Raw genomic sequence first — 19,843 nt, 5'->3', positions numbered from 1 at the left:
CGGCCATCAGCGTGATAAATCGGTCAAACAAATAGCTCACGTCGTGCGGGCCAGGGCTGGCTTCCGGGTGCCCCTGGAAGCTGAAGGCGACCTTGTCGGTGCGCTCGATGCCCTGCAGGGTACCGTCGAACAGCGACTTGTGGGTCGCGCGCAGGTTGGCCGGCAGCGTGGCCTCATCGGCGCAGAAACCGTGGTTCTGACTGGTGATCATCACCACGCCGCTGTCGAGGTCCTGTACCGGGTGGTTGGCGCCGTGGTGACCGCAAGCCATCTTCACGGTCTTGGCACCGGAGGCCAGGGCCAGCAACTGGTGACCCAGGCAGATGCCGAACACCGGGATATCGGTTTCCAGGATGTCCTGAATGGCCTTGATCGCGTAGTCGCACGGCTCCGGGTCGCCAGGGCCGTTGGACAGGAACACGCCGTCCGGATTCAGCGCCAGGGCCTCGCTGGCCGGCGCCTGGGCCGGCAGCACGGTCACCCGGCAGCCACGCTCGACCAGCATGCGCAGGATGTTGCGCTTCACGCCGTAGTCGTAGGCCACCACGTGGTACGGCAGCTGCTCGGCGGGGATCTCCGGGTGACTGTCGGTCTGCAGCGACCACACCGAGGAGCGCCATTCGTAAGGCGCCTGGGTGCTGACCACCTTGGCCAGGTCCAGCCCCTTCATGCCCGGGAAGCCGCGCGCCAGTTCCAGCGCCTTTTCTTCGGTGGCGTCCGCACCGGTCAGAATGCAACCGTTCTGGGCGCCCTTCTCGCGCAGGATGCGGGTCAGCCGGCGGGTATCGATCCCGGCGATGGCCACGGTACCGTTGGCCTTCAGGTAGGCATCCAGCGGCTGCTTGTTGCGCCAGCTGCTGGCCAGCAGCGGCAAGTCGCGGATGATCAGGCCAGCGGCCCAGACCCGATCGGACTCGGCGTCCTCCGGCGTGGTGCCGGTGTTGCCGATGTGCGGATAGGTCAGGGTAACGATCTGCTGGGCATAGGACGGATCGGTGAGAATTTCCTGATAGCCGGTCATGGCGGTGTTGAACACTACCTCGCCGACGGTATGCCCATCGGCGCCGATGGATTCGCCGCGAAAAATGCTGCCATCAGCAAGGGCCAGGATCGCTGGCGTAGTGGCTGGCGTAGTCAAGAGACCTCCGGTAAATCTGCCTGGTGCGTACGCAGGTTGTAAAAAAGCGGGATGACGTGTAAAGGTCACCCCGCTTTTTTGAATTCGGCCATCTGCGTAACTTTAGTGGACACACTAAAGCGCGAATCATACAGAAACGGCCTTTTTCGGTCTACCCGAAACCGCAGGCCGCCGCGCGACCCGATGCGTGGCCGATCAGCGCAGACCCAGCACATCCTGCATGTCGTACAGCGCCGGCGCTCGTCCCTGCAGCCACAATGCCGAACGCACGGCGCCCTTGGCAAAGGTCATGCGACTGGACGCCTTGTGGGTAATTTCCACCCGCTCGCCGTCGGCGGCGAACAGCACGGTGTGGTCGCCGACCACATCACCGGCGCGCACGGTGGCGAAGCCGATGGTTTCCCGGGCCCGCGCGCCGGTCTGCCCTTCGCGTCCGTAGACGGCGACTTTTTGCAGATCGCGGCCCAGCGCCTCGGCGACGACTTCACCCATGCGCAGCGCGGTGCCGGACGGCGCATCGACCTTGTGGCGGTGGTGCGCCTCGATGATCTCGATGTCCACCTCGTCACCGAGCACCCGGGCGGCCGTGTCGAGCAGCTTCAGGCACAAATTGACACCGACACTGAAGTTGGCGGCGAAGACGATGGGAATCTGCTTGCCCGCCTCGGCCAGCAGCTGCTTTTCCTCGGCAGAGAAGCCAGTGGTGCCGATGACCATGGCCTTGCCGGCCGGGCGGCAGATCTCCAGGTTCTTCAGGGTCACGCTGGGGTGGGTGAAATCGATCAGCACATCGAAACTGTCCACGGCGGCGGCGAGATCACCGCTCAGCGTTACCCCCAGGCGACCCAGGCCGACCAGCTCGCCGGCGTCGGCGCCGATCAAGCTGCTGTCGGGCCGGTCGATGGCGGCGGCCAGCTCGGCGCCTTCCGCCTGGCGGACCGCCTCGATCAGGTTCTTGCCCATGCGCCCGGCGGCGCCCATCACTGCTATTCGCATAATCCAGAAGCTCCAAGCTGGAAGCTGGAAGCTGGAAGGGAAAGCCGGGGGATTCCCGGCTTTCCCTTCCAGCCCGTTTAGAGGTCGTCGAAGAACCGCTTCATGCCCTCGAACCAGCCGCTGGCCCGGGGCGAATGGGAGCTGTCGCTCTGCAGGCTGCGCCGGAACTCTTCGAGCAGCTCACGCTGACGCTTGTCGAGCTTGACCGGAGTTTCCACCACCACCCGACACATCAGGTCGCCGGCGGAGCCACCGCGCACCGGGGTCACCCCCTTGCCGCGCAGGCGGAACAGCTTGCCGGTCTGGGTGCCTTCCGGAATCTTCAGCTTGACCCGGCCGTCCAGGGTCGGCACTTCCAGCTCGCCACCCAGCGCCGCGTCGGCGAAGCTGATCGGCACCTCGCAGTACAGGTCGCGACCGTCGCGCTGGAAGATGTCGTGCTCGCGCACGTTGACCACCACGTACAGGTCGCCGCTCGGACCACCCTGGGCGCCGGCCTCGCCTTCACCGGCCAGGCGGATGCGGTCACCGGTATCGACACCGGCCGGCACCTTGACCGACAGGGTCTTGTGTTCCTCGACGCGACCCTGGCCGTGACAGTCGTCACAGGGGTCGGTGATCATCTTGCCGCTGCCATGGCAGCGCGGGCAGGTCTGCTGCACCGAGAAGAAGCCCTGCTGCATGCGCACCTGACCGATGCCGCCGCAGGTGCTGCAGGTGGTCGGGCTGCTGCCCTTCTTGGCCCCGGATCCACCACAGGTCTTGCAGTTGGCCAGGGTCGGTACGCGAATGGTCACCGTGGTGCCGCGCACCGCCTCTTCCAGACTCAGCTCCAGGGTGTAGCGCAGGTCGCTGCCCCGCTGCGGACCCCCGCGCTGACCGCCACGGGCACCACCGAAGAAGTCGCTGAACACATCGCCGAAGATGTCGGAGAAGCTGGCGCCGCCGCCAAAGCCCGCACCGGCGCCGCCCATCTGCGGATCGACGCCGGCGTGGCCGTACTGATCGTAGGCTGCGCGCTTGTTGGCATCGGAGAGCACTTCATAGGCCTCGTTGGCCTCCTTGAACTTCTCTTCCGCCGCCTTGTCGTCCGGATTGCGATCCGGGTGGTACTTCATCGCCAAGCGCCGGTAGGCCTTCTTCAGCTCGGCCTCGTCGGCGCCCCGCTCGACACCCAGTACTTCGTAATAGTCTCGTTTCGCCATTTCTCTCGGATTCCTCTGACACACCCTCCAGACACGCCAACGCGGGAGAGGGCTCCCGCGTGGCGAGTCAGGGGCGCGCGACCGGAGTCACGCGCATGAGGCGGAAGCAAACGTGACGTTTACTTGTTGTCCTTGACCTCTTCGAACTCGGCGTCGACCACGTCGTCACCGGCATCCTTGGCCTTGCCGTCGGCCGGCTGAGCCTGTTCGGCCTGGGCCTGCTCGGCGTACATCTTCTGCGCCAGCGGCGCAGTGGCCTGGGACAGTTCGTTCATCTTGGCCTCGATCTCGGCCTTGTCGTCACCCTTGATGGCGACTTCCAGCGCGGCGATGGCGGCTTCGATGGCGGACTTCTCCTCGGCGGTGGCCTTGTCGCCGGCCTCGGTGATCATCTTGCGGCTGGCGTGGGCCAGCTGATCACCCTGGTTGCGCGCGGTGGCCAGTTCCTCGAACTTGCGGTCCTCCTCGGCATTGGCCTCGGCATCGCGCACCATCTGCTCGATTTCATCATCCGACAGGCCGGAGTTGGCCTTGATGACGATCGACTGCTGCTTGCCGGTGGCCTTGTCCTTGGCGGACACGTGCAGGATGCCGTTGGCGTCGATGTCGAAGGTGACCTCGATCTGCGGCACGCCGCGCGGCGCCGGCGGAATGTCGGCCAGGTCGAACTTGCCCAGCGACTTGTTCTGCGCGGCCTGCTTGCGCTCGCCCTGCAGCACGTGGATGGTCACCGCGCCCTGGTTGTCATCGGCGGTGGAGAACACCTGCGACTTCTTGGTCGGGATGGTGGTGTTCTTGTCGATCAGCGGGGTCATCACGCCACCCAGGGTTTCGATGCCCAGGGTCAGCGGGGTGACGTCCAGCAGCAGCACGTCCTTCACGTCACCGGCGAGCACGGCGCCCTGGATGGCGGCACCCATGGCCACGGCTTCGTCCGGGTTGACGTCCTTGCGTGCTTCCTTGCCGAAGAACTCGGCAACGGTCTTCTGCACCAGCGGCATGCGGGTCTGGCCGCCGACCAGGATCACCTCGTCGATCTTGCCCACGTCGATGCCGGCGTCCTTCAGCGCGGTGCGGCACGGCTCGATGGTGCGCTGCACCAGATCCTCGACCAGCGACTCCAGCTTGGCGCGGGAAATCTTCACGTTCAGGTGCTTCGGACCGGTCTGGTCTGCGGTGATATACGGCAGGTTGACGTCGGTCTGCTGAGCGGAGGACAGCTCGATCTTGGCCTTCTCGGCGGCTTCCTTCAGGCGCTGCATGGCCAGCGGGTCGCCCTTGAGGTCCATGCCCGACTCTTTCTTGAATTCATCGACGAGGTAGTCGATCAGGCGCATGTCGAAGTCTTCGCCACCCAGGAAGGTGTCACCGTTGGTGGCCAGCACTTCGAACTGGTGCTCGCCGTCGACTTCGGCGATTTCGATCACCGAGACGTCGAAGGTACCGCCGCCCAGGTCATAGACGATCACGGTGTGGTCGCCGCGCGACTTGTCCATGCCGTAGGCCAGGGCCGCGGCGGTCGGTTCGTTGATGATGCGCTTGACGTCCAGACCGGCGATGCGGCCGGCGTCCTTGGTGGCCTGGCGCTGGCTGTCGTTGAAGTAGGCCGGCACGGTGATCACCGCTTCGGTGACCGGCTCGCCGAGGTAGTCTTCGGCGGTCTTCTTCATCTTCTTCAGCACTTCGGCGCTGATCTGCGGCGGCGCCATCTTCTGGCCCTTCACGTCCACCCAGGCGTCACCGTTGTCGGCCTTGATGATCTTGTAGGGGACCAGCTTGATGTCCTTCTGCACCACGTCCTCGTCGAAGCGACGACCAATCAGGCGCTTCACGGCGAACAGGGTGTTGTGCGGGTTGGTGACCGCCTGGCGCTTGGCCGACTGACCGACCAGGATTTCGCCATCGTTGGTGTAGGCGATGATCGACGGCGTGGTACGACCGCCTTCGGCGTTCTCGATGACCTTGGCGGTGCCGTTTTCCAGGATGGAGACGCAGGAGTTGGTGGTCCCCAGGTCAATACCGATGATTTTTCCCATTTTCAATTCTCCAGAATCGGGTGGTGCCTGCGTCCCCGCCAGGGCCGCCGCGGCTCAAATGTGCTTGGTGAAACAGATGGGGTCGGCCCGATGGATTTCAAGCCTTTTCGTTGATCGAAGACGGCGTGTCGGCCGGCGCCTTGCTGACCACGACCATCGCCGGGCGCAGCAGGCGACCGTTGAGCATGTAGCCCTTCTGGAACACCTTGAGCACGCTGCCGGGCTCCAGGGTGGCGCTTTCTTCCATGGCCATGGCCTGATGATGCTCGGGATTGAAGGGCTCGCCCTGCGGATCGAGCTGTTCCAGCTGATGGCGCTTGAGACTGTCGAGCAGCAGCTTGTGGGTCAGCTCCATGCCTTCACGCACCACCTTGCTGGCTTCGTCGTCCGGACGGGTCAGCTCCAGGCCGCGCTCCAGGCTGTCGACCACGGCGAGCAGATCGCCGGCGAATTTTTCCAGGGCGAACTTGTGGGCCTTTTCCACGTCCTGCTCGGCGCGGCGGCGCACGTTCTGCATGTCGGCGGCGCTGCGCAGCACCTGATCCTGGGCGGCGGCCAGCTGCTCTTCCAGCTCCAGCACGCGCGCCTGCAACGCCTCGCTGTCCGGCTCACCGGCGGACGGTTCGGCGTTGGGGTTTTCCAGGTTCTGTTCATCCACCATTGGGGAATCTCCTCTAGACGAAAGGATGCCGGCCGGGCCGGCGCCGATTGCAGCCCTATATGGGGACGGCGGAACCTTCTTCAAGGGGGCGCGGAGAAATGCTTGAAGGCGACTCACCGACCACTGTATAAATAGCCAGCCTGGCGAACCTGGGGAGCCTTCCATGCTGGTCCATCTGTCCATTCGCAACTACGCCATCGTCGATCAACTGGATCTGGAACTGCGCGGCGGCATGAGCGTGATCACCGGCGAAACCGGCGCCGGCAAGTCGATCATGCTCGATGCCCTCGGCCTGGCCCTGGGTGATCGCGCCGACAGCAGCGTGGTGCGTCCCGGCACCGACAAGGCGGACATTCTCGCCAGTTTCGATGTCGCGCGAATTCCCGAAGCCCAGGCCTGGCTGCGCGAGCGCGACCTGGAACAGGACGGCCCGTGCATCCTGCGTCGGGTGATTACCGCCGAAGGCCGTTCGCGCGCTTACATCAACGGCACGCCCTGCCCGCAGGGCGACCTCAAGGCGCTCGGCGAACTGCTGATCGACATCCACAGCCAGCACGAACACCAGTCGCTGCTCAAGACCGATACCCACCGTCGCCTGCTGGATGCCTATGCCGGCGCCGGCGAGCTGGCCCGTCAGGTATTGCTCGCCGCCCAGCGCTGGCGGCAGACCCGCCAGGAGCTGGAACGAGTCTCCAGCAGCGGCGACGAACAGCGCGCCCGTCACCAGTTGCTCAGCTATCAACTCGAGGAACTCGAAGCGCTGGCGCTGGGCGAAAATGAACTGGAGCAGCTGGAAGAAGAACACAAGACCCTGAGCAACGCGGAACACCTGCTCGGCGCCTGCCGCCAGGTGCTGGACCTGTGTAGCGAAAGCGACGCCGGCAACGTGCTGTCCGCACTGAACGCCAGCCTCAACCGGCTGACCGCCTTCAGCCCGAACGCCGGCGCCATGGCCAGCGCGGTCGAGTTGCTGGCCAGCGCGCAGATCCAGGTCGAGGAAGCCATCGGCGAGCTGAACCGCTTCATCGACCATTTCGACGCCGATCCCGAGCGCCAGCAGCAGCTGGAGGAGCGCCTGGACAGCATCTACACCCTGGCGCGCAAGCATCGCGTGCAGCCCGGCGAGCTGGGCGAACTGCAGCAGCGCCTGCTGGAGGAACTGGAAGGCCTGAACGCCGATGACCAGGCCCAGGAGCGCCTGACCGAGGAGTTGGCGGCCTATGCCCGTCACTATCAGGAAAAGGCCGAGGAACTCAGCACACTGCGTCAACGGGCCGCCAGCGAACTGAGCAAGGCCGTGGAAGTGGAGATGCAGCGCCTGGGCATGCCCGGCGGACGCTTCCAGATCGAGCTGCGGGCCAACGCCACGGACGAACCCCATCCGGCCGGGCTGGAGCAGGTGGAGTTCCTGGTCAGCGCCAACCCCGGTCAGCCGCTGCGCGCCCTGGCCAAGGTGGCTTCCGGGGGCGAACTGTCACGCATCAGCCTGGCCATCCAGGTCATCACCGCGCAGACCTCGCGCGTACCGACGCTGGTGTTCGACGAAGTGGACGTCGGCATCGGCGGCCCGACCGCCGAAGTGGTCGGCCAGCTGCTGCGCCGCCTGGGCGAGCGCGGCCAGGTACTCTGTGTGACCCACCTGCCACAGGTCGCCGCCCAAGGTCATCAGCATCTGTTCGTGCATAAGCAGCGCGGCCGTTCGGACACCAGCACCGCCGTGGCGCATCTGGAGCGCCAGCAGCGCATCGAGGAAGTGGCGCGCATGCTCGGCGGGGTCGACCTCACCGACGAATCCCTGGCCCACGCCGCGAAGCTGCTGGCCAACGCGCAGGAATAAGGCCGAGCTTCGCGGGAGCGGACTTGTCCGCGAGCTCTTTGTGCAGGCCTCACCCAGAAGCTCGCGAATGAATTCGCTCCCACAGGGCGCTGTGCCAACGCGCCAAATGAAAAAGGCGACCCTGAGGTCGCCTTTTTTGTTGGAACCGTTGCGCGTCAGTCAGTCTTTCTTGCGCACGTACAGCACCAGGTTGTGATCCACCAGCTCGTAGCCGTGCTCGGCAACGATCTGGCGCTGGCGCTTTTCGATTTCATGGTCCATGAATTCGATGACTTCGCCGGTTTCCACGCAGACCATATGGTCATGGTGTTCGCCATCCGACAGCTCGAAGACCGCATGGCCGCCATCGAAATTGTGACGCGTCACCAAGCCGGCCGCCTCGAACTGGGTCAACACCCGGTAGACGGTGGCCAGGCCGACATCCTCGCCCGCCTCCATCAGTGCCTTGTAGACATCTTCGGCACTCATGTGGCGCTGATCGGCGGTATCCAGCATCTGCAGGATCTTCACGCGAGGCAGGGTGACCTTGAGGCCAACCTTGCGCAAATCGTTGTTTTCTACCATGTCAGTTTCTCATGCTCTGTTTCGTAGCATCCGTCATGCGGGTATGATCCGGAGCCTTGAAAGTCCCGGCCACGATAGTGGAAGTCAGCTCCCGATGCAAAACACCAAGCTCCTGCTTTCCAGTTTCAGCCTGACGGCATTCCTGGCAGTTGCCGGCTGTTCTTTCCCTGGCGTGTACAAGATCGACATCCAGCAGGGCAATGTCGTGACCCAGGACATGATCGACCAGTTGCGTCCGGGCATGACCCGCCGCCAGGCGCGCTTCATCATGGGCAACCCGCTGATCACCGACACCTTCCATACCAACCGCTGGGATTACCTGTACAGCATCCAGCCGGGCGGCGGTGAGCGGCGCCAGGAGCGCGTCAGTCTGGAATTCGATGCCCAGGACCGCCTGACCACCATCTCCGGCGACTTCCGTCCCGGCCAGAGCCGCGACGAAGCCATCCTGGGCAACAACTAGGCCTATTCCGCCTTCGCCTGCGCCGCCTTCGCGGCGCGCTGCTTGCGCACTTCCTTGGGATCGGCGATCAGCGGGCGATAGATTTCCACGCGCTCGCCCTCTTCCACGACCCGATCCTCCGGCTTGGCTACCGCCTTGCCGAAGATGCCCAGCGGGCAGGTGCGCAGATCCACCTCGGGAAACAGGGCATCCAGCCCCGAGCGCAGCGCCACCTCGCGCACCGTGGTGCCCACCGGCACGCTCAGGCGCTGCAGCTTCTGGCGCTCGGCCAGCGCGTAGACGATCTCGACAGTGATCTGATTCGACTTATCCATGGAGTTGCTTGGCCCTTTGGCAGAAGGCATCGACCAGCGTATTGGCCGCCTGGTTGAACAGTGGCCCCAGCGTCGCCTTGATCAGCGGGCCATCGTAATCGAAGGCCAGGTCCAGGCTGATCTTGCAGGCCTTGTCGGTCAGCGCCTTGAAGTGCCAGACACCGTGCAGCTGCTTGAACGGCCCCTGCTCCAGATCCATGACGATGGACTCGCCGGGAACCAGCTGGTTGCGCGTGATGAAACGCTGGCTGACGCCGCCCTTGGCCACCGTCAGGCTGGCGCGCATCTGACTGGCGTCGCTCTCCAGCACCTCGCTGGCCGAGCACCAGGGCAGAAACTGCGGATAGCTCGCAACATCGTTGACCAGGTCGTACAGCGCCTGCGCCGGGTACGGCAGCAGCGCCGAGCGTTGAATATGCGTCGTCATGCAGAGCCTTCATTGCGGACCGGCACCCGGAGGGTGCGCGTAACAGGCCGCATTGTCGGGGATTCGTTTTGCCCCCTCAAGTTTTATGCGCCCGGTCACAACGGCAGGCCTGCCCGAAAAGCTGCGCGGACAGTCGCCAGCGCAACCGCCAGTCCCTATAATGCGCGCCCTATGGCTAAGCAAAAGAAACAACAGCAGGGCAGCATCGCGCAGAACAAAAAGGCGCTGCACGATTATTTCATCGAACAGAAGTTCGAGGCCGGCCTGGCCCTGGCCGGATGGGAAGTCAAAAGCCTGCGTGCCGGCAAGGCCCAGCTGGTCGACAGCTACATCCTGCTCAAGGATGGCGAGGCCTGGCTGATGGGTTGCCATATCACGCCGCTGAAGACCGCCAGCACCCATGTGATCGCCGACCCGACGCGCACCCGCAAGCTGCTGCTGCACGGCCGCGAGCTGGAAAAGATCATCGGCGGCGTCCAGCAGAAGGGCTACACCTGCGTCGCCCTGTCGCTGTACTGGAAGCAGCACCTGGTCAAGTGCGAGATCGCCCTGGCCAAGGGCAAGAAGGAATACGACAAGCGCCACACCGAGAAGGAGCGTGACGCCGACCGCGAAGTCCAGCGCGCCATGCGCAGCAAGGGCAAGGACGCCTGACCCGCCCCTGCCTCAGGCGAGCAGGGGCCGCTCCCGGCGCCTGCGCTGGGCACGCGCCAGCCGCTGCGCCTCTTCCCTCCCCTCCGCCAGCACTTCCTGCACATAGTCGATGTGCCGGTGAATCACTTCGCGCGCCTGCTCGGCCTGGCGCGCCATGATCCTTTCGTACAGCTCGCGATGCTGGCTCATCAGCATCTGCCGGGTCTCGTCGCGCAGCGCATACATGCCGCCGATATTGGTCACCACGTTGCGCTTGAGCAGATCGAACAGCCCGCGCATGGTGTGCAGCAGCACCGCATTGTGGCTGGCTTCGGCAATCGCCAGGTGGAAACCGGCATCGGCGGCGCCCTCCTCGGTGCGGCAGGCAACATCACGGTCATAGCAGGCCTGCAGCGTTTCGAAGGCCTCGGTCAGCCGCTGGCGATCCACCTCCGTGGCCCGCTGCGCCGCGTAGTAGGCACAGCTGCCCTCCAGGGTATGGCGGAACTCCAGCAGATCGCGCTGGGCATCCTCGTTGTTCTCCAGCAGCTGCAGCAGCGGGTCGCTGAAGGTGCTGCCCAGCGTCTGCGCCACATAGTTGCCGCCACCGTGCCGACTGGTCAGTAAGCCCTTGGCGACCAGCTTCTGGATCGCCTCGCGCAAGGACGGCCGGGACACGCCGAACTGCTCCGCCAGCGCCCGCTCGGCCGGCAGCCGCTCCCCCACCTTGAAGGTTCCCTCAAGGATCATCGCTTCCAGCTGGGCCACGATGTCGTCCGCCAGCCGACGCTGGCGCACCTTGTTTAGCTCCACACTCGCTCTCCGCAAAATTGGCCTGACCACTTTTCGTCGGATCAAAGCCTAACCACTCCCCAAGGCCCCTCGCAAGGTCGCTTTCTACGACCTACGTCTATCCGCACAGAATTGACGCGATAAACCCCCAATGCGTAGCCTGAGCACTCGCACCGCCTAATTGGTATTACCACTTTACAAAAACAACAATGAGGACTCTGCCTATGCATCAGCAAATCACTTCCGCAGCCTTCGGCCTGCGTGTCGCGCAAGGAGCCTGACCATGTCGAACGGACTGCTCGCCCTGTGCGCCTTTTCCCCCATCCTGCTCGCCGCCATTCTGCTGATCGGCCTGCGCTGGCCGGCACGCCGTGCCATGCCGCTGGTGTTCCTGCTCACCGCCGGCATCGCGCTGTTCGTCTGGGACATGAGCTTCAACCGCGTGCTGGCGTCCACCCTGCAGGGCCTGGTGATCACCGCCGGCGTGCTGTGGATCATCTTCGGCGCCATCCTGCTGCTCAACACCCTCAAGCATTCGGGCGGCATCACCGCGATCCGTGCGGGCTTCGCCACCATCAGCCCTGATCGTCGCATCCAGGCCATCATCATCGCCTGGCTGTTCGGCTGCTTCATCGAAGGCGCCTCCGGCTTCGGCACCCCGGCCGCCATCGCCGCCCCGCTGCTGGTGGCCATCGGCTTCCCGGCGCTGGCCGCCGTGATGCTCGGCATGATGGTGCAGAGCACGCCGGTATCCTTCGGCGCGGTCGGCACGCCGATCATCATCGGCATCAACGGCGGCCTGGATACCGCCACCATCGGCGCCCAACTGGTCGCCCAGCAATCCAGCTGGGACGCCTTCCTGCAGCTGATCACCAGTGAAGTGGCGATTCTGCATGCACTGACCGGCACCCTGATGCCGGTGATCATGGTGCTGATGCTGACGCGCTTCTTCGGCAAGGAAAAAAGCTGGAAGGCCGGCTTCGAGGCCCTGCCGTTCGCGCTGTTCGCCGGCCTGGCCTTCACCGTGCCCTACGCCTTCACTGGCATTTTCCTCGGCCCGGAATTCCCCTCGCTGCTCGGCGGCCTGATCGGCCTGGCCATCGTCACCGTCGCCGCGCGCCTGGGCTTCCTGGTGCCGAAGAAGACCTGGGACTTCGCCGATGCCCGCGAATGGCCCAGCGAATGGCTCGGCAGCGTGGAAATGAAGCTCGACGAACTGACCGCCAAGCCGATGAGCACCCTGCGCGCCTGGCTGCCCTACGTGCTGGTCGGCGCCCTGCTGGTGCTCAGCCGCACCGTGCCGGAAGTCGGCGCCTTCATGAAATCCGTGGTACTGGTGTTCCCCAACATACTCGGCGAGGCCGGCGTGAAGGCCGACTTCATGCCGTTGTATCTGCCGGGCGGCATCCTGGTGCTGGTGGTGCTGGCCACCTTCTTCCTGCACGGCATGAAGGTCCGTGAACTGGGCGCGGCCCTGGGCGAATCCAGCAAGGTGCTGCTGGGCGCCGGCTTCGTGCTGCTGTTCACCGTGCCGATGGTGCGGATCCTGATCAACTCCGGCGTCAACGGCGCCGAGCTGGCCAGCATGCCGATCACCATGGCGCGCTTCGTGGCCGACAGCGTGGGCGGCATCTACCCGGTGCTGGCGCCGACCATCGGTGCGCTGGGCGCCTTCATCGCCGGCTCCAACACGGTCAGCAACATGATGCTCAGCCAGTTCCAGTTCGGCGTGGCCACCAGCCTGGGCGTTTCCAGTGCGATGATCGTCGCCGCGCAGGCAGTCGGCGCCGCCGCGGGTAACATGGTGGCGATCCACAACGTGGTGGCCGCCTCCGCCACGGTGGGCCTGCTGGGCCGCGAGGGCACCACCCTGCGCCGCACCATCTGGCCGACCCTGTACTACCTGCTGATCTCGGGCCTGCTGACCCTGATCGCGATCTACGTGCTGGGCATCACCGACCCGCTGGTCGGCGTGTAAGGCATAACCGGACCTGTTCCGCCCAAGGCGGACAGGTCCCCCGCAACACTCAACCGGGCCAAGCCGATGAGCGAACTCTTCTACGACGCAGCCCCCAACGCCACCCGCGTGGCGCCGCCGCTGCCCACCCCGCGCCAGTATCCGGCCAAGCCGCGGCAGGTGTACCTGTTCGGCACCTGTGTGGTCGACCTGTTCTTCCCCGAGGCCGGCCTGGACGCCATCCGCCTGCTCGAACGCGAAGGCCTGCGCGTGCACTTTCCCCAGGAGCAGACCTGCTGCGGCCAACCGGCCTACACCAGCGGCTACACCGAGGAAGCGCGCAAGGTCGCGCGCGCGCAACTGGCGCTGTTCGCCAACGACTGGCCGGTGGTGGTGCCGTCCGGCTCCTGCGCCGGCATGTTGCGCCATCACTATCAGGAGCTGTTCAAGGACGAGCCCGAGACCCTGGCGCAGGTGAAGGCGCTGGCCGAGCGCACCTTCGAGCTGGCCGAGTTCCTGCTGCATGTCTGCAGGGTCGAGTTGCAGGACCAGGGCGAACCGGTCCAGGTCGCCCTGCACACCTCCTGCTCGGCGCGCCGCGAGATGAACACCCACCTGCACGGCCGTGAATTGCTGGCCCAGCTGCAGCGGGTCGAGCGCGTCGAGCACGACCACGAAAGCGAATGCTGCGGCTTCGGCGGCACCTTCAGCGTGCGCATGCCGGACATCTCCGGGGCGATGGTGCGCGACAAGACCCGCGCCCTGCAGGACTCCGGCGCCGCGCAGGTCATCAGTGCCGACTGCGGCTGCCTGATGAACATCAACGGCTCGCTGGAACTGCAGGACAGCCCGCTGCGCGGCCAGCACCTGGCCAGTTTCCTCTGGCAGCGCACCGGAGGTCGTCCATGAACCAGCGTATCCCCGTGGTCGAGCTGAGCAGTCGCGACCTCAAGCGCAACGCCCGCCAGGCGCTGGGCGACAGCCAGCTGCGCGGCAACATGCGCTCGGCCATGGACTCGCTGATGGCCAAGCGCCTGGCCTCGATGCCCGACGACTACGAGCGCGAGCATCTGCGCGAGCTGGGCAACCATGTGCGCGCCCGCGCGCTGTCCAAGCTGCCCGAGCTGCTGGAGCGCCTGGAAGCCAAGCTGACCCGCAACGGCGTGAAGGTGCACTGGGCCGAGACCGTCGACGAGGCCAACGCCATCGTCCTGGCCATCGCCGAGGCGCACCAGGCCAAGCAGGTGATCAAGGGCAAGTCGATGGTCAGCGAGGAAATGGAGATGAACCATTTCCTCGAAGGCCACGGCATCGAAGCCCTGGAATCCGACATGGGCGAGTACATCATCCAGCTCGACCACGAGAAGCCCACCCACATCATCATGCCGGCGATCCACAAGAACGCCCGCCAGGTGGGCTCGCTGTTTCGCGACAAACTCGGCATCGACTACACCGAGGACGTCGACACGCTGATCCAGACCGGCCGCCGCGTGCTGCGCGAGAAGTTCTTCGCGGCCGACATTGGTGTGTCCGGGGTGAACTTCGCCGTGGCCGAGACCGGCACCCTGCTGCTGGTGGAAAACGAAGGCAACGGCCGCATGTCCACCGGCGTGCCGCCGGTGCACATCGCCGTCACCGGCATCGAGAAGGTGGTGGAGAACCTGCGCGACGTGGTGCCGCTGCTCTCGCTGCTGACCCGCTCGGCGCTGGGCCAGGGCATCACCACCTACGTCAACATGATCTCCGGACCGCGCCAGGCCGACGAGCTGGACGGCCCGCGGGAAGTGCACCTGGTGCTGCTGGACAACGGCCGCAGCCAGGCCTTCGCCGACGGCGAACTGCGCCAGACGCTGAACTGCATCCGCTGCGGCGCCTGCATGAATCACTGCCCGGTGTACACGCGCATCGGCGGCCAGGCCTACGGCACCGTGTACCCGGGGCCGATCGGCAAGATCATCTCGCCGCACCTGATGGGCCTGGAAAACACCCCGGACCACCCCTCCGCGTCGTCGCTGTGCGGCGCCTGCGGCGAGGTCTGCCCGGTGAAGATTCCGATCCCCGCGCTGCTGCGTCGCCTGCGCGAGGAGAACATCAAGAAACCCGACGACCCGCACCGCGTGATGCGCGGCCAGGGCAGCAAGTACTCCGCCACCGAGCGCCTGATGTGGCAGGGCTGGCGACTGCTCAACACCTCGCCGCTGCTCTATCGGCTGTTCGGTTTCTTCGCCACCCGCTTGCGCAGCCTGACGCCGAACATCGGCCCCTGGGCGCAGAACCACGCCGCCCCGAAACCGGCGGCCCGTTCGCTGCACGAACTGGCGAAACAGCATCTGGAGGGCAAGTGACATGTCTGCCAAAGCCAACATCCTCGCCAAGCTGCGCAACAGTCTGGCCGGCACCCAGCCGATCGCCGACGACTTCGACGTGGCCCTGGTGACCGAGCCCTGGCGCTACCCGGCCGAGCAGCGTGTCGCCCGCCTGCGCCAGCTGATGGAAGCGGTGCACACCGAAACGCACCTGACCACCCTGGCCGCCTGGCCGGCGCTGCTGGAACGGCTGCTGACGGAGAAACAACTGGGCAGCCTGCTGATAGCCCCGAGCACCGTTTGGGGCCAGCAGCTCACCGAGCACTTCGCCGGCCGCGACGCCGCGCCGACCCTCAAGGCCTACGATCGCCCGATCGAGGAATGGAAAGCCGAGCTGTTCAACGACACCCCGGCCAGCCTGACCGGCACCCTGGGCGCCATCGCCGCCACCGGCAGCCTGATCCTCTGGCCGACCCGCGCCGAGCCGCGGCTGATGAGCCTGGTGCCGCCGGTGCACTTCGCCCTGCTCAAGGCCAGCGAGGTGTACGACAACTTCTACGAGGTGCAGCAGCAACAGCAGTGGGCCGGCGGCATGCCGACCAACGCCCTGCTGGTTTCCGGCCCCTCGAAGACCGCCGACATCGAGCAGGTGCTGGCCTACGGCGCCCACGGACCGAAGGATCTGATCGTGCTGATCCTGGAGGACGCATGAGCCTGCCCGTCGCCTTTCGTCGCGCCGTCGAGGCGCTGATTCCCCGTGAGCGGCTGTTCGACGACCCGCTGTCCACCCTGGCGTTCGGCACCGACGCCAGCTTCTACCGGCTGATTCCCCAACTGGTGGTGCGCGTCGAGTCCGAAGCCGAAGTGATCGAGCTGCTCAGGCTGGCCACGGCCGAGCAGGTGCCGGTGACCTTCCGCGCCGCCGGCACCAGCCTGTCCGGCCAGGCGATTTCCGACTCGGTGCTGATCGTGCTGGGAGAACGCTGGAACGGCCGCGAGATCCGCAACGGCGGCGCGCAGATCCGCCTGCAGCCGGGCGTGATCGGCGCCAGCGCGAACGCCGTGCTGGCGCCGCTGGGCCGCAAGATCGGCCCCGATCCGGCCTCCATCAACGCGGCGAAGATCGGCGGCATCGTCGCCAACAACTCCAGCGGCATGTGCTGCGGCACCGCGCAGAACAGCTACAAGACCCTCGCCGGCCTGCGCCTGGTGCTGGCCGACGGCACCGTGCTGGACACGGAAGATCCGGCCAGCGTCGCCGCCTTCCGGCACAGCCACGCGGCGCTGCTCGAACAATTGGCCCAACTGGGCAGGGAAACGCGCGCCAACAACGCGCTGGCCGAGCGGATTCGCCACAAGTACCGGCTGAAGAACACCACCGGCTACTCGCTCAACGCCCTGGTCGACTACGACGATCCGCTCGACATCCTCGCCCACCTGATGGTCGGCTCGGAGGGCACGCTGGGCTTCATCAGCGCGGTGACCTACCACACCGTGCCCGAGCATCCGCACAAGGCCAGCGCGCTGATCGTCTTCCCGGACGTGGAAAGCTGCTGCCGCGCCGTGCCGGTGCTGCGCCAGCAGCCGGTCTCCGCGGTGGAACTGCTCGACCGCCGCAGCCTGCGCTCGGTGCAGGACAAGCCCGGCATGCCGGACTGGGTGAAGGCGCTGTCCGCCGGGGCCTGCGCGCTGCTGATCGAATCGCGCGCCGCCAGCCAGTCGCTGCTGCACGAGCAGATCGCGCACATCATGGCCGCCCTCGACGGTTTCCCGGTGGAGCGCCAGGTCGCCTTCAGCGAGGACCCGGCGGTCTACAACCAACTGTGGAAGATCCGCAAGGACACCTTCCCGGCGGTCGGCGCGGTGCGCCGCACCGGCACCACGGTGATCATCGAGGACGTCACCTTCCCGGTCGAACAGCTGGCCGAGGGCGTCAACCGCCTGCTCGAACTGTTCGACCGTCACCACTACGACGAGGCGATCATCTTCGGCCATGCCCTGGAGGGCAACCTGCACTTCGTGTTCACCCAGGGCTTCGACAGCGAGGCGGAGAAGGCCCGCTACGCGGCCTTCATGGAGGACGTGACGCAGCTGGTGGCGGTGGAGTTCGGCGGCGCGCTGAAGGCCGAGCACGGCACCGGCCGCAACATGGCGCCGTTCGTCGAGCTGGAATGGGGCCGCGAAGCCTACCAGCTGATGTGGGCGATCAAGCGCCTGCTCGACCCGCGCGGCATCCTCAACCCCGACGTGGTGCTCAGCGAGGATCCGCAGATCCACCTGAAGCACCTCAAGCCGCTGCCGGCCGCCGACGAGATCGTCGACAAGTGCATCGAGTGCGGCTTCTGCGAGCCGGTCTGCCCGTCCAACGGGCTGACCCTGACGCCGCGCCAGCGCATCGTCATCTGGCGTGACATCCAGGCGAAAAAGCGCGCCGGCGTCGACACCACGGAACTGGAGCGCGCCTACCGCTACCACGGCATCGATACCTGCGCCGCCACCGGGCTGTGCGCGCAGCGCTGCCCGGTCGGCATCAACACCGGCGACCTGGTGCGCAAGCTGCGCGCCGCCACGGCGGACCATCGTGGCACCGCCGACTGGCTGGCCGAGCATTTCGCCGCTGCCCTGAAAGGCACACGCCTGACCCTGGCCGCCGCCAATGGCGCGCGCCGCCTGCTCGGCGCGCCGCTGCTGGCGCGCACCAGCGCCGGGTTGCGCCGACTGTCCGGCAATCGCCTGCCCGCGTGGACGCCGGCCATGCCGCAGCCGGTCAGCCCGATCGCCATCACCCCCGCCAGCGACGACAGCCGGCCGCGCGTGGTGTACCTGGCGGCCTGCGTGTCGCGAGCCATGGGCCCGGCGTTCGGCGACGCCGAGCAGACCCCGCTGATCGACCGGACCCGCGCCCTGCTGGAAAAGGCCGGCTTCCAGGTGGTGTTCCCCGAGGCGCTGGACAACCTGTGCTGCGGCCAGCCGTTCGCTTCCAAGGGTTACGCCGAACAGGGCGAGCGCAAGAAGCGGGAAACCCTGGATGCGCTGCTCAAGGCCAGTCGCGGCGGCCTCGACCCGATCTACTGCGACACCAGCCCCTGCACGCTGCGCCTGGTGCAGGACCTGGCCGATACCCGGCTGAACGTCCACGACCCGGTGCGCTTCATCCGCGAGCAGCTGTTCGAACGCCTGGAGTTCGTGCCGCAGCGCGAGCCGGTGGCCGTGCACGTGACCTGCAGCACCCAGCACCTGGGCGAGGCGCAGGGGCTGATCGACATCGTGCGGCGCTGCACCGAGCAGGTGGTCATCCCGGAAGGCATCCATTGCTGCGGCTTCGCCGGCGACAAGGGCTTCAGCCAGCCGGAACTCAACGCCCACGCGCTGCGCACACTGAAGGACGCGGTGCAGCAGTGTCATGAAGGGGTCTCCACCAGCCGCACCTGCGAAATCGGCCTGTCGAGCCAATCCGGCATCGACTACCACGGGCTGGTCTATCTGGTCGACCGGGTCACGCGGGCCAGAGTGTCCTGACGCTTACGGCCAGGGAAGGCCGGGCGGCGACCGTTACGATCATCCCCCCGGCGGAACCCCCGGCCGTTCGACGCGTCAACCCTTGCGGACCCCACACGCGAGGAACCTCCATGAAAAGTCCCGCTCTGTTCATCTCCGCCGCCCTGCTGTTCGCGCCCGCCGCCTTCGCCGCCGACAACCAGTGCGAGGCCCGCCTCGACCAGCTGGACGAGGCCATGGACCAGCGCGAGCTGACCGATGTCGAAGAAGACAAGATCGACAAGCTGCGTGACCAGGCCGAGGAGTACAAGGATGCCGACCGCATGTCGGAATGCCTCAGCACAGTCGACCAGGCCATGCAGATGCTCAACAGCGCCCCCATGAAGGAATGAACCCGGATCGGCCTGGCGTAACGGAGCCGCCGTCGTGGCCGACCCCTCCGGAGATCCCATGAAACCGACCATCCTGCTGCTGGTTGCCTGTTGCTTCGCCGCGCCCGCTTTTGCGGATGCGGACCGCTGTGCGGAGAACCTGCAGAAACTCGATTCCGGAATGCCCAATCCCACCTCGGACGGCTGGGCCACTACGGCCAATCCCACCGCCCATAGCTGGGCCACCGAAGCCAAAATGTTCGTGGAGCAGGCGCGCGAAGCCCAGGCGCGCGGCGACACCAAGGGCTGCGTGGCCGCCAGCGAACGTGCCCTCAAGGCCATGGATGACTCCTATCGGCAAGGCAACGGCTCCGGCTCGGGAACCAGTGGTGGTAGCGGCGGCGCGGACTGACGGCGCCCTTGAAAAACCGTCAGCCGCCTCCATCTAAGGCTCACGCGACAAGAGGTTCGACGCAGCTGCGCAATTGGCGTAGACTGCGCCGGACCTTTCTAGCGACACCTGGGGCCGATTAGGATTCGACGCCGGTAATGAAACTTGAGGGGCATGCCGAGTAGGTGACAGTTCTCGTAAATTCGCTGCCACAATTCATAGTTGCCAACGACGACAACTACGCTCTGGCCGCC

At 65.9% G+C, this 19,843-nt stretch carries 18 protein-coding genes, 1 other RNA gene and 1 pseudogene; 11 read left to right on the top strand and 9 right to left on the bottom strand.

Annotated features, from left to right (window positions below; all coding sequences use genetic code 11):
- From carA to grpE, 5 genes are all read right to left on the bottom strand, one after another.
- Positions 1-1,138 (bottom strand): glutamine-hydrolyzing carbamoyl-phosphate synthase small subunit (gene carA / locus VL129_RS13430; RefSeq protein WP_325413505.1); only part of this gene is annotated, 1,138 nt, incomplete at its 3' end.
- A 195-nt stretch (positions 1,139-1,333) separates the two neighbouring features.
- Complete coding sequence (gene dapB / locus VL129_RS13425; protein ID WP_325413507.1) at positions 1,334-2,137, bottom strand: 4-hydroxy-tetrahydrodipicolinate reductase; 804 nt, start codon at positions 2,135-2,137, stop codon at positions 1,334-1,336.
- Between the two features lie 74 nt (positions 2,138-2,211).
- The gene (dnaJ, locus tag VL129_RS13420; protein WP_325413503.1) at positions 2,212-3,339 is read right to left on the bottom strand and encodes a molecular chaperone DnaJ; all 1,128 of its coding nucleotides are present in this window, start codon (positions 3,337-3,339) and stop codon (positions 2,212-2,214) included.
- A gap of 119 nt (positions 3,340-3,458) precedes the next feature.
- Positions 3,459-5,375: a molecular chaperone DnaK gene (gene dnaK, locus VL129_RS13415; RefSeq protein ID WP_325413500.1), complete on the bottom strand. Its 1,917-nt coding sequence runs from the start codon at positions 5,373-5,375 to the stop codon at positions 3,459-3,461.
- Between the two features lie 97 nt (positions 5,376-5,472).
- Positions 5,473-6,036, bottom strand: coding sequence for a nucleotide exchange factor GrpE (grpE, locus tag VL129_RS13410; protein WP_325413498.1), 564 nt, complete (start codon positions 6,034-6,036; stop codon positions 5,473-5,475).
- Positions 6,037-6,199: 163 nt separating this feature from the next.
- On the opposite strand from grpE, the gene recN reads away from it, so the two are divergent.
- Complete coding sequence (gene recN / locus VL129_RS13405; protein WP_325413496.1) at positions 6,200-7,873, top strand: DNA repair protein RecN; 1,674 nt, start codon at positions 6,200-6,202, stop codon at positions 7,871-7,873.
- 159 nt (positions 7,874-8,032) lie between these two features.
- Here the strand turns inward: recN and fur are convergent, their stop codons facing one another.
- Positions 8,033-8,437, bottom strand: a complete 405-nt coding sequence (gene fur, locus VL129_RS13400) for a ferric iron uptake transcriptional regulator (RefSeq protein WP_325413494.1) — start codon at positions 8,435-8,437, stop codon at positions 8,033-8,035.
- A gap of 94 nt (positions 8,438-8,531) precedes the next feature.
- Between fur and VL129_RS13395 the strand changes: the two are divergent.
- Positions 8,532-8,891 (top strand): annotated as a pseudogene (locus VL129_RS13395) (outer membrane protein assembly factor BamE); the annotation flags it as partial.
- A gap of 11 nt (positions 8,892-8,902) precedes the next feature.
- On the opposite strand, the gene VL129_RS13390 reads toward VL129_RS13395, so the two are convergent.
- Positions 8,903-9,214: an RnfH family protein gene (locus tag VL129_RS13390; protein WP_325413492.1), complete on the bottom strand. Its 312-nt coding sequence runs from the start codon at positions 9,212-9,214 to the stop codon at positions 8,903-8,905.
- Positions 9,207-9,641, bottom strand: a complete 435-nt coding sequence (locus VL129_RS13385) for a type II toxin-antitoxin system RatA family toxin (protein WP_325413490.1) — start codon at positions 9,639-9,641, stop codon at positions 9,207-9,209. The genes VL129_RS13390 and VL129_RS13385 overlap by 8 nt, the downstream gene beginning before the upstream one ends.
- Positions 9,642-9,812: 171 nt before the next feature.
- Here VL129_RS13385 and smpB point away from each other — a divergent pair, with 171 nt between their 5' ends.
- Entirely contained in the window at positions 9,813-10,295 is a 483-nt protein-coding gene (gene smpB, locus VL129_RS13380; protein WP_325413488.1) for an SsrA-binding protein SmpB, read from the top strand.
- A 12-nt stretch (positions 10,296-10,307) separates the two neighbouring features.
- Here smpB and VL129_RS13375 read toward each other — a convergent pair whose 3' ends face one another.
- Positions 10,308-11,087 (bottom strand): GntR family transcriptional regulator, encoded by a 780-nt coding sequence (locus VL129_RS13375; protein WP_325413486.1) that lies wholly within the window; start codon positions 11,085-11,087, stop codon positions 10,308-10,310.
- A 262-nt stretch (positions 11,088-11,349) separates the two neighbouring features.
- Here VL129_RS13375 and VL129_RS13370 point away from each other — a divergent pair, with 262 nt between their 5' ends.
- The 8 genes from VL129_RS13370 to ssrA form a co-directional block, all read left to right on the top strand.
- Positions 11,350-13,044 carry an L-lactate permease gene (locus tag VL129_RS13370; protein ID WP_325413484.1) on the top strand — a complete coding sequence of 565 codons (1,695 nt, stop codon included), beginning with the start codon at positions 11,350-11,352 and terminating at the stop codon, positions 13,042-13,044.
- A gap of 66 nt (positions 13,045-13,110) precedes the next feature.
- Entirely contained in the window at positions 13,111-13,932 is an 822-nt protein-coding gene (locus VL129_RS13365; RefSeq protein WP_325413482.1) for a (Fe-S)-binding protein, read from the top strand.
- On the top strand, positions 13,929-15,368 hold the full coding sequence (locus VL129_RS13360) for a LutB/LldF family L-lactate oxidation iron-sulfur protein (protein WP_325413480.1): 1,440 nt from the start codon (positions 13,929-13,931) through the stop codon (positions 15,366-15,368). The genes VL129_RS13365 and VL129_RS13360 overlap by 4 nt, the downstream gene beginning before the upstream one ends.
- A 1-nt stretch (position 15,369) precedes the next feature.
- Positions 15,370-16,041: a LutC/YkgG family protein gene (locus tag VL129_RS13355; RefSeq protein WP_325413479.1), complete on the top strand. Its 672-nt coding sequence runs from the start codon at positions 15,370-15,372 to the stop codon at positions 16,039-16,041.
- On the top strand, positions 16,038-18,848 hold the full coding sequence (locus VL129_RS13350) for an FAD-binding and (Fe-S)-binding domain-containing protein (protein WP_325413478.1): 2,811 nt from the start codon (positions 16,038-16,040) through the stop codon (positions 18,846-18,848). Before VL129_RS13355 ends, VL129_RS13350 begins: the two co-directional genes overlap by 4 nt.
- Positions 18,849-18,958: 110 nt before the next feature.
- Positions 18,959-19,219, top strand: a complete 261-nt coding sequence (locus VL129_RS13345) for a hypothetical protein (RefSeq protein ID WP_325413477.1) — start codon at positions 18,959-18,961, stop codon at positions 19,217-19,219.
- A 58-nt stretch (positions 19,220-19,277) separates the two neighbouring features.
- The gene (locus tag VL129_RS13340; RefSeq protein ID WP_325413475.1) at positions 19,278-19,610 is read left to right on the top strand and encodes a hypothetical protein; all 333 of its coding nucleotides are present in this window, start codon (positions 19,278-19,280) and stop codon (positions 19,608-19,610) included.
- A gap of 110 nt (positions 19,611-19,720) precedes the next feature.
- Positions 19,721-19,843: a transfer-messenger RNA gene (gene ssrA, locus VL129_RS13335) on the top strand; the annotation flags it as partial.

The organism is Pseudomonas sp. (genome assembly GCF_035497915.1).
Classification (GTDB): domain Bacteria; phylum Pseudomonadota; class Gammaproteobacteria; order Pseudomonadales; family Pseudomonadaceae; genus Serpens.
The sequence above is the reverse complement of the archived record's forward strand: the minus strand, read 5'-3'. Positions and strand labels throughout refer to the sequence as shown.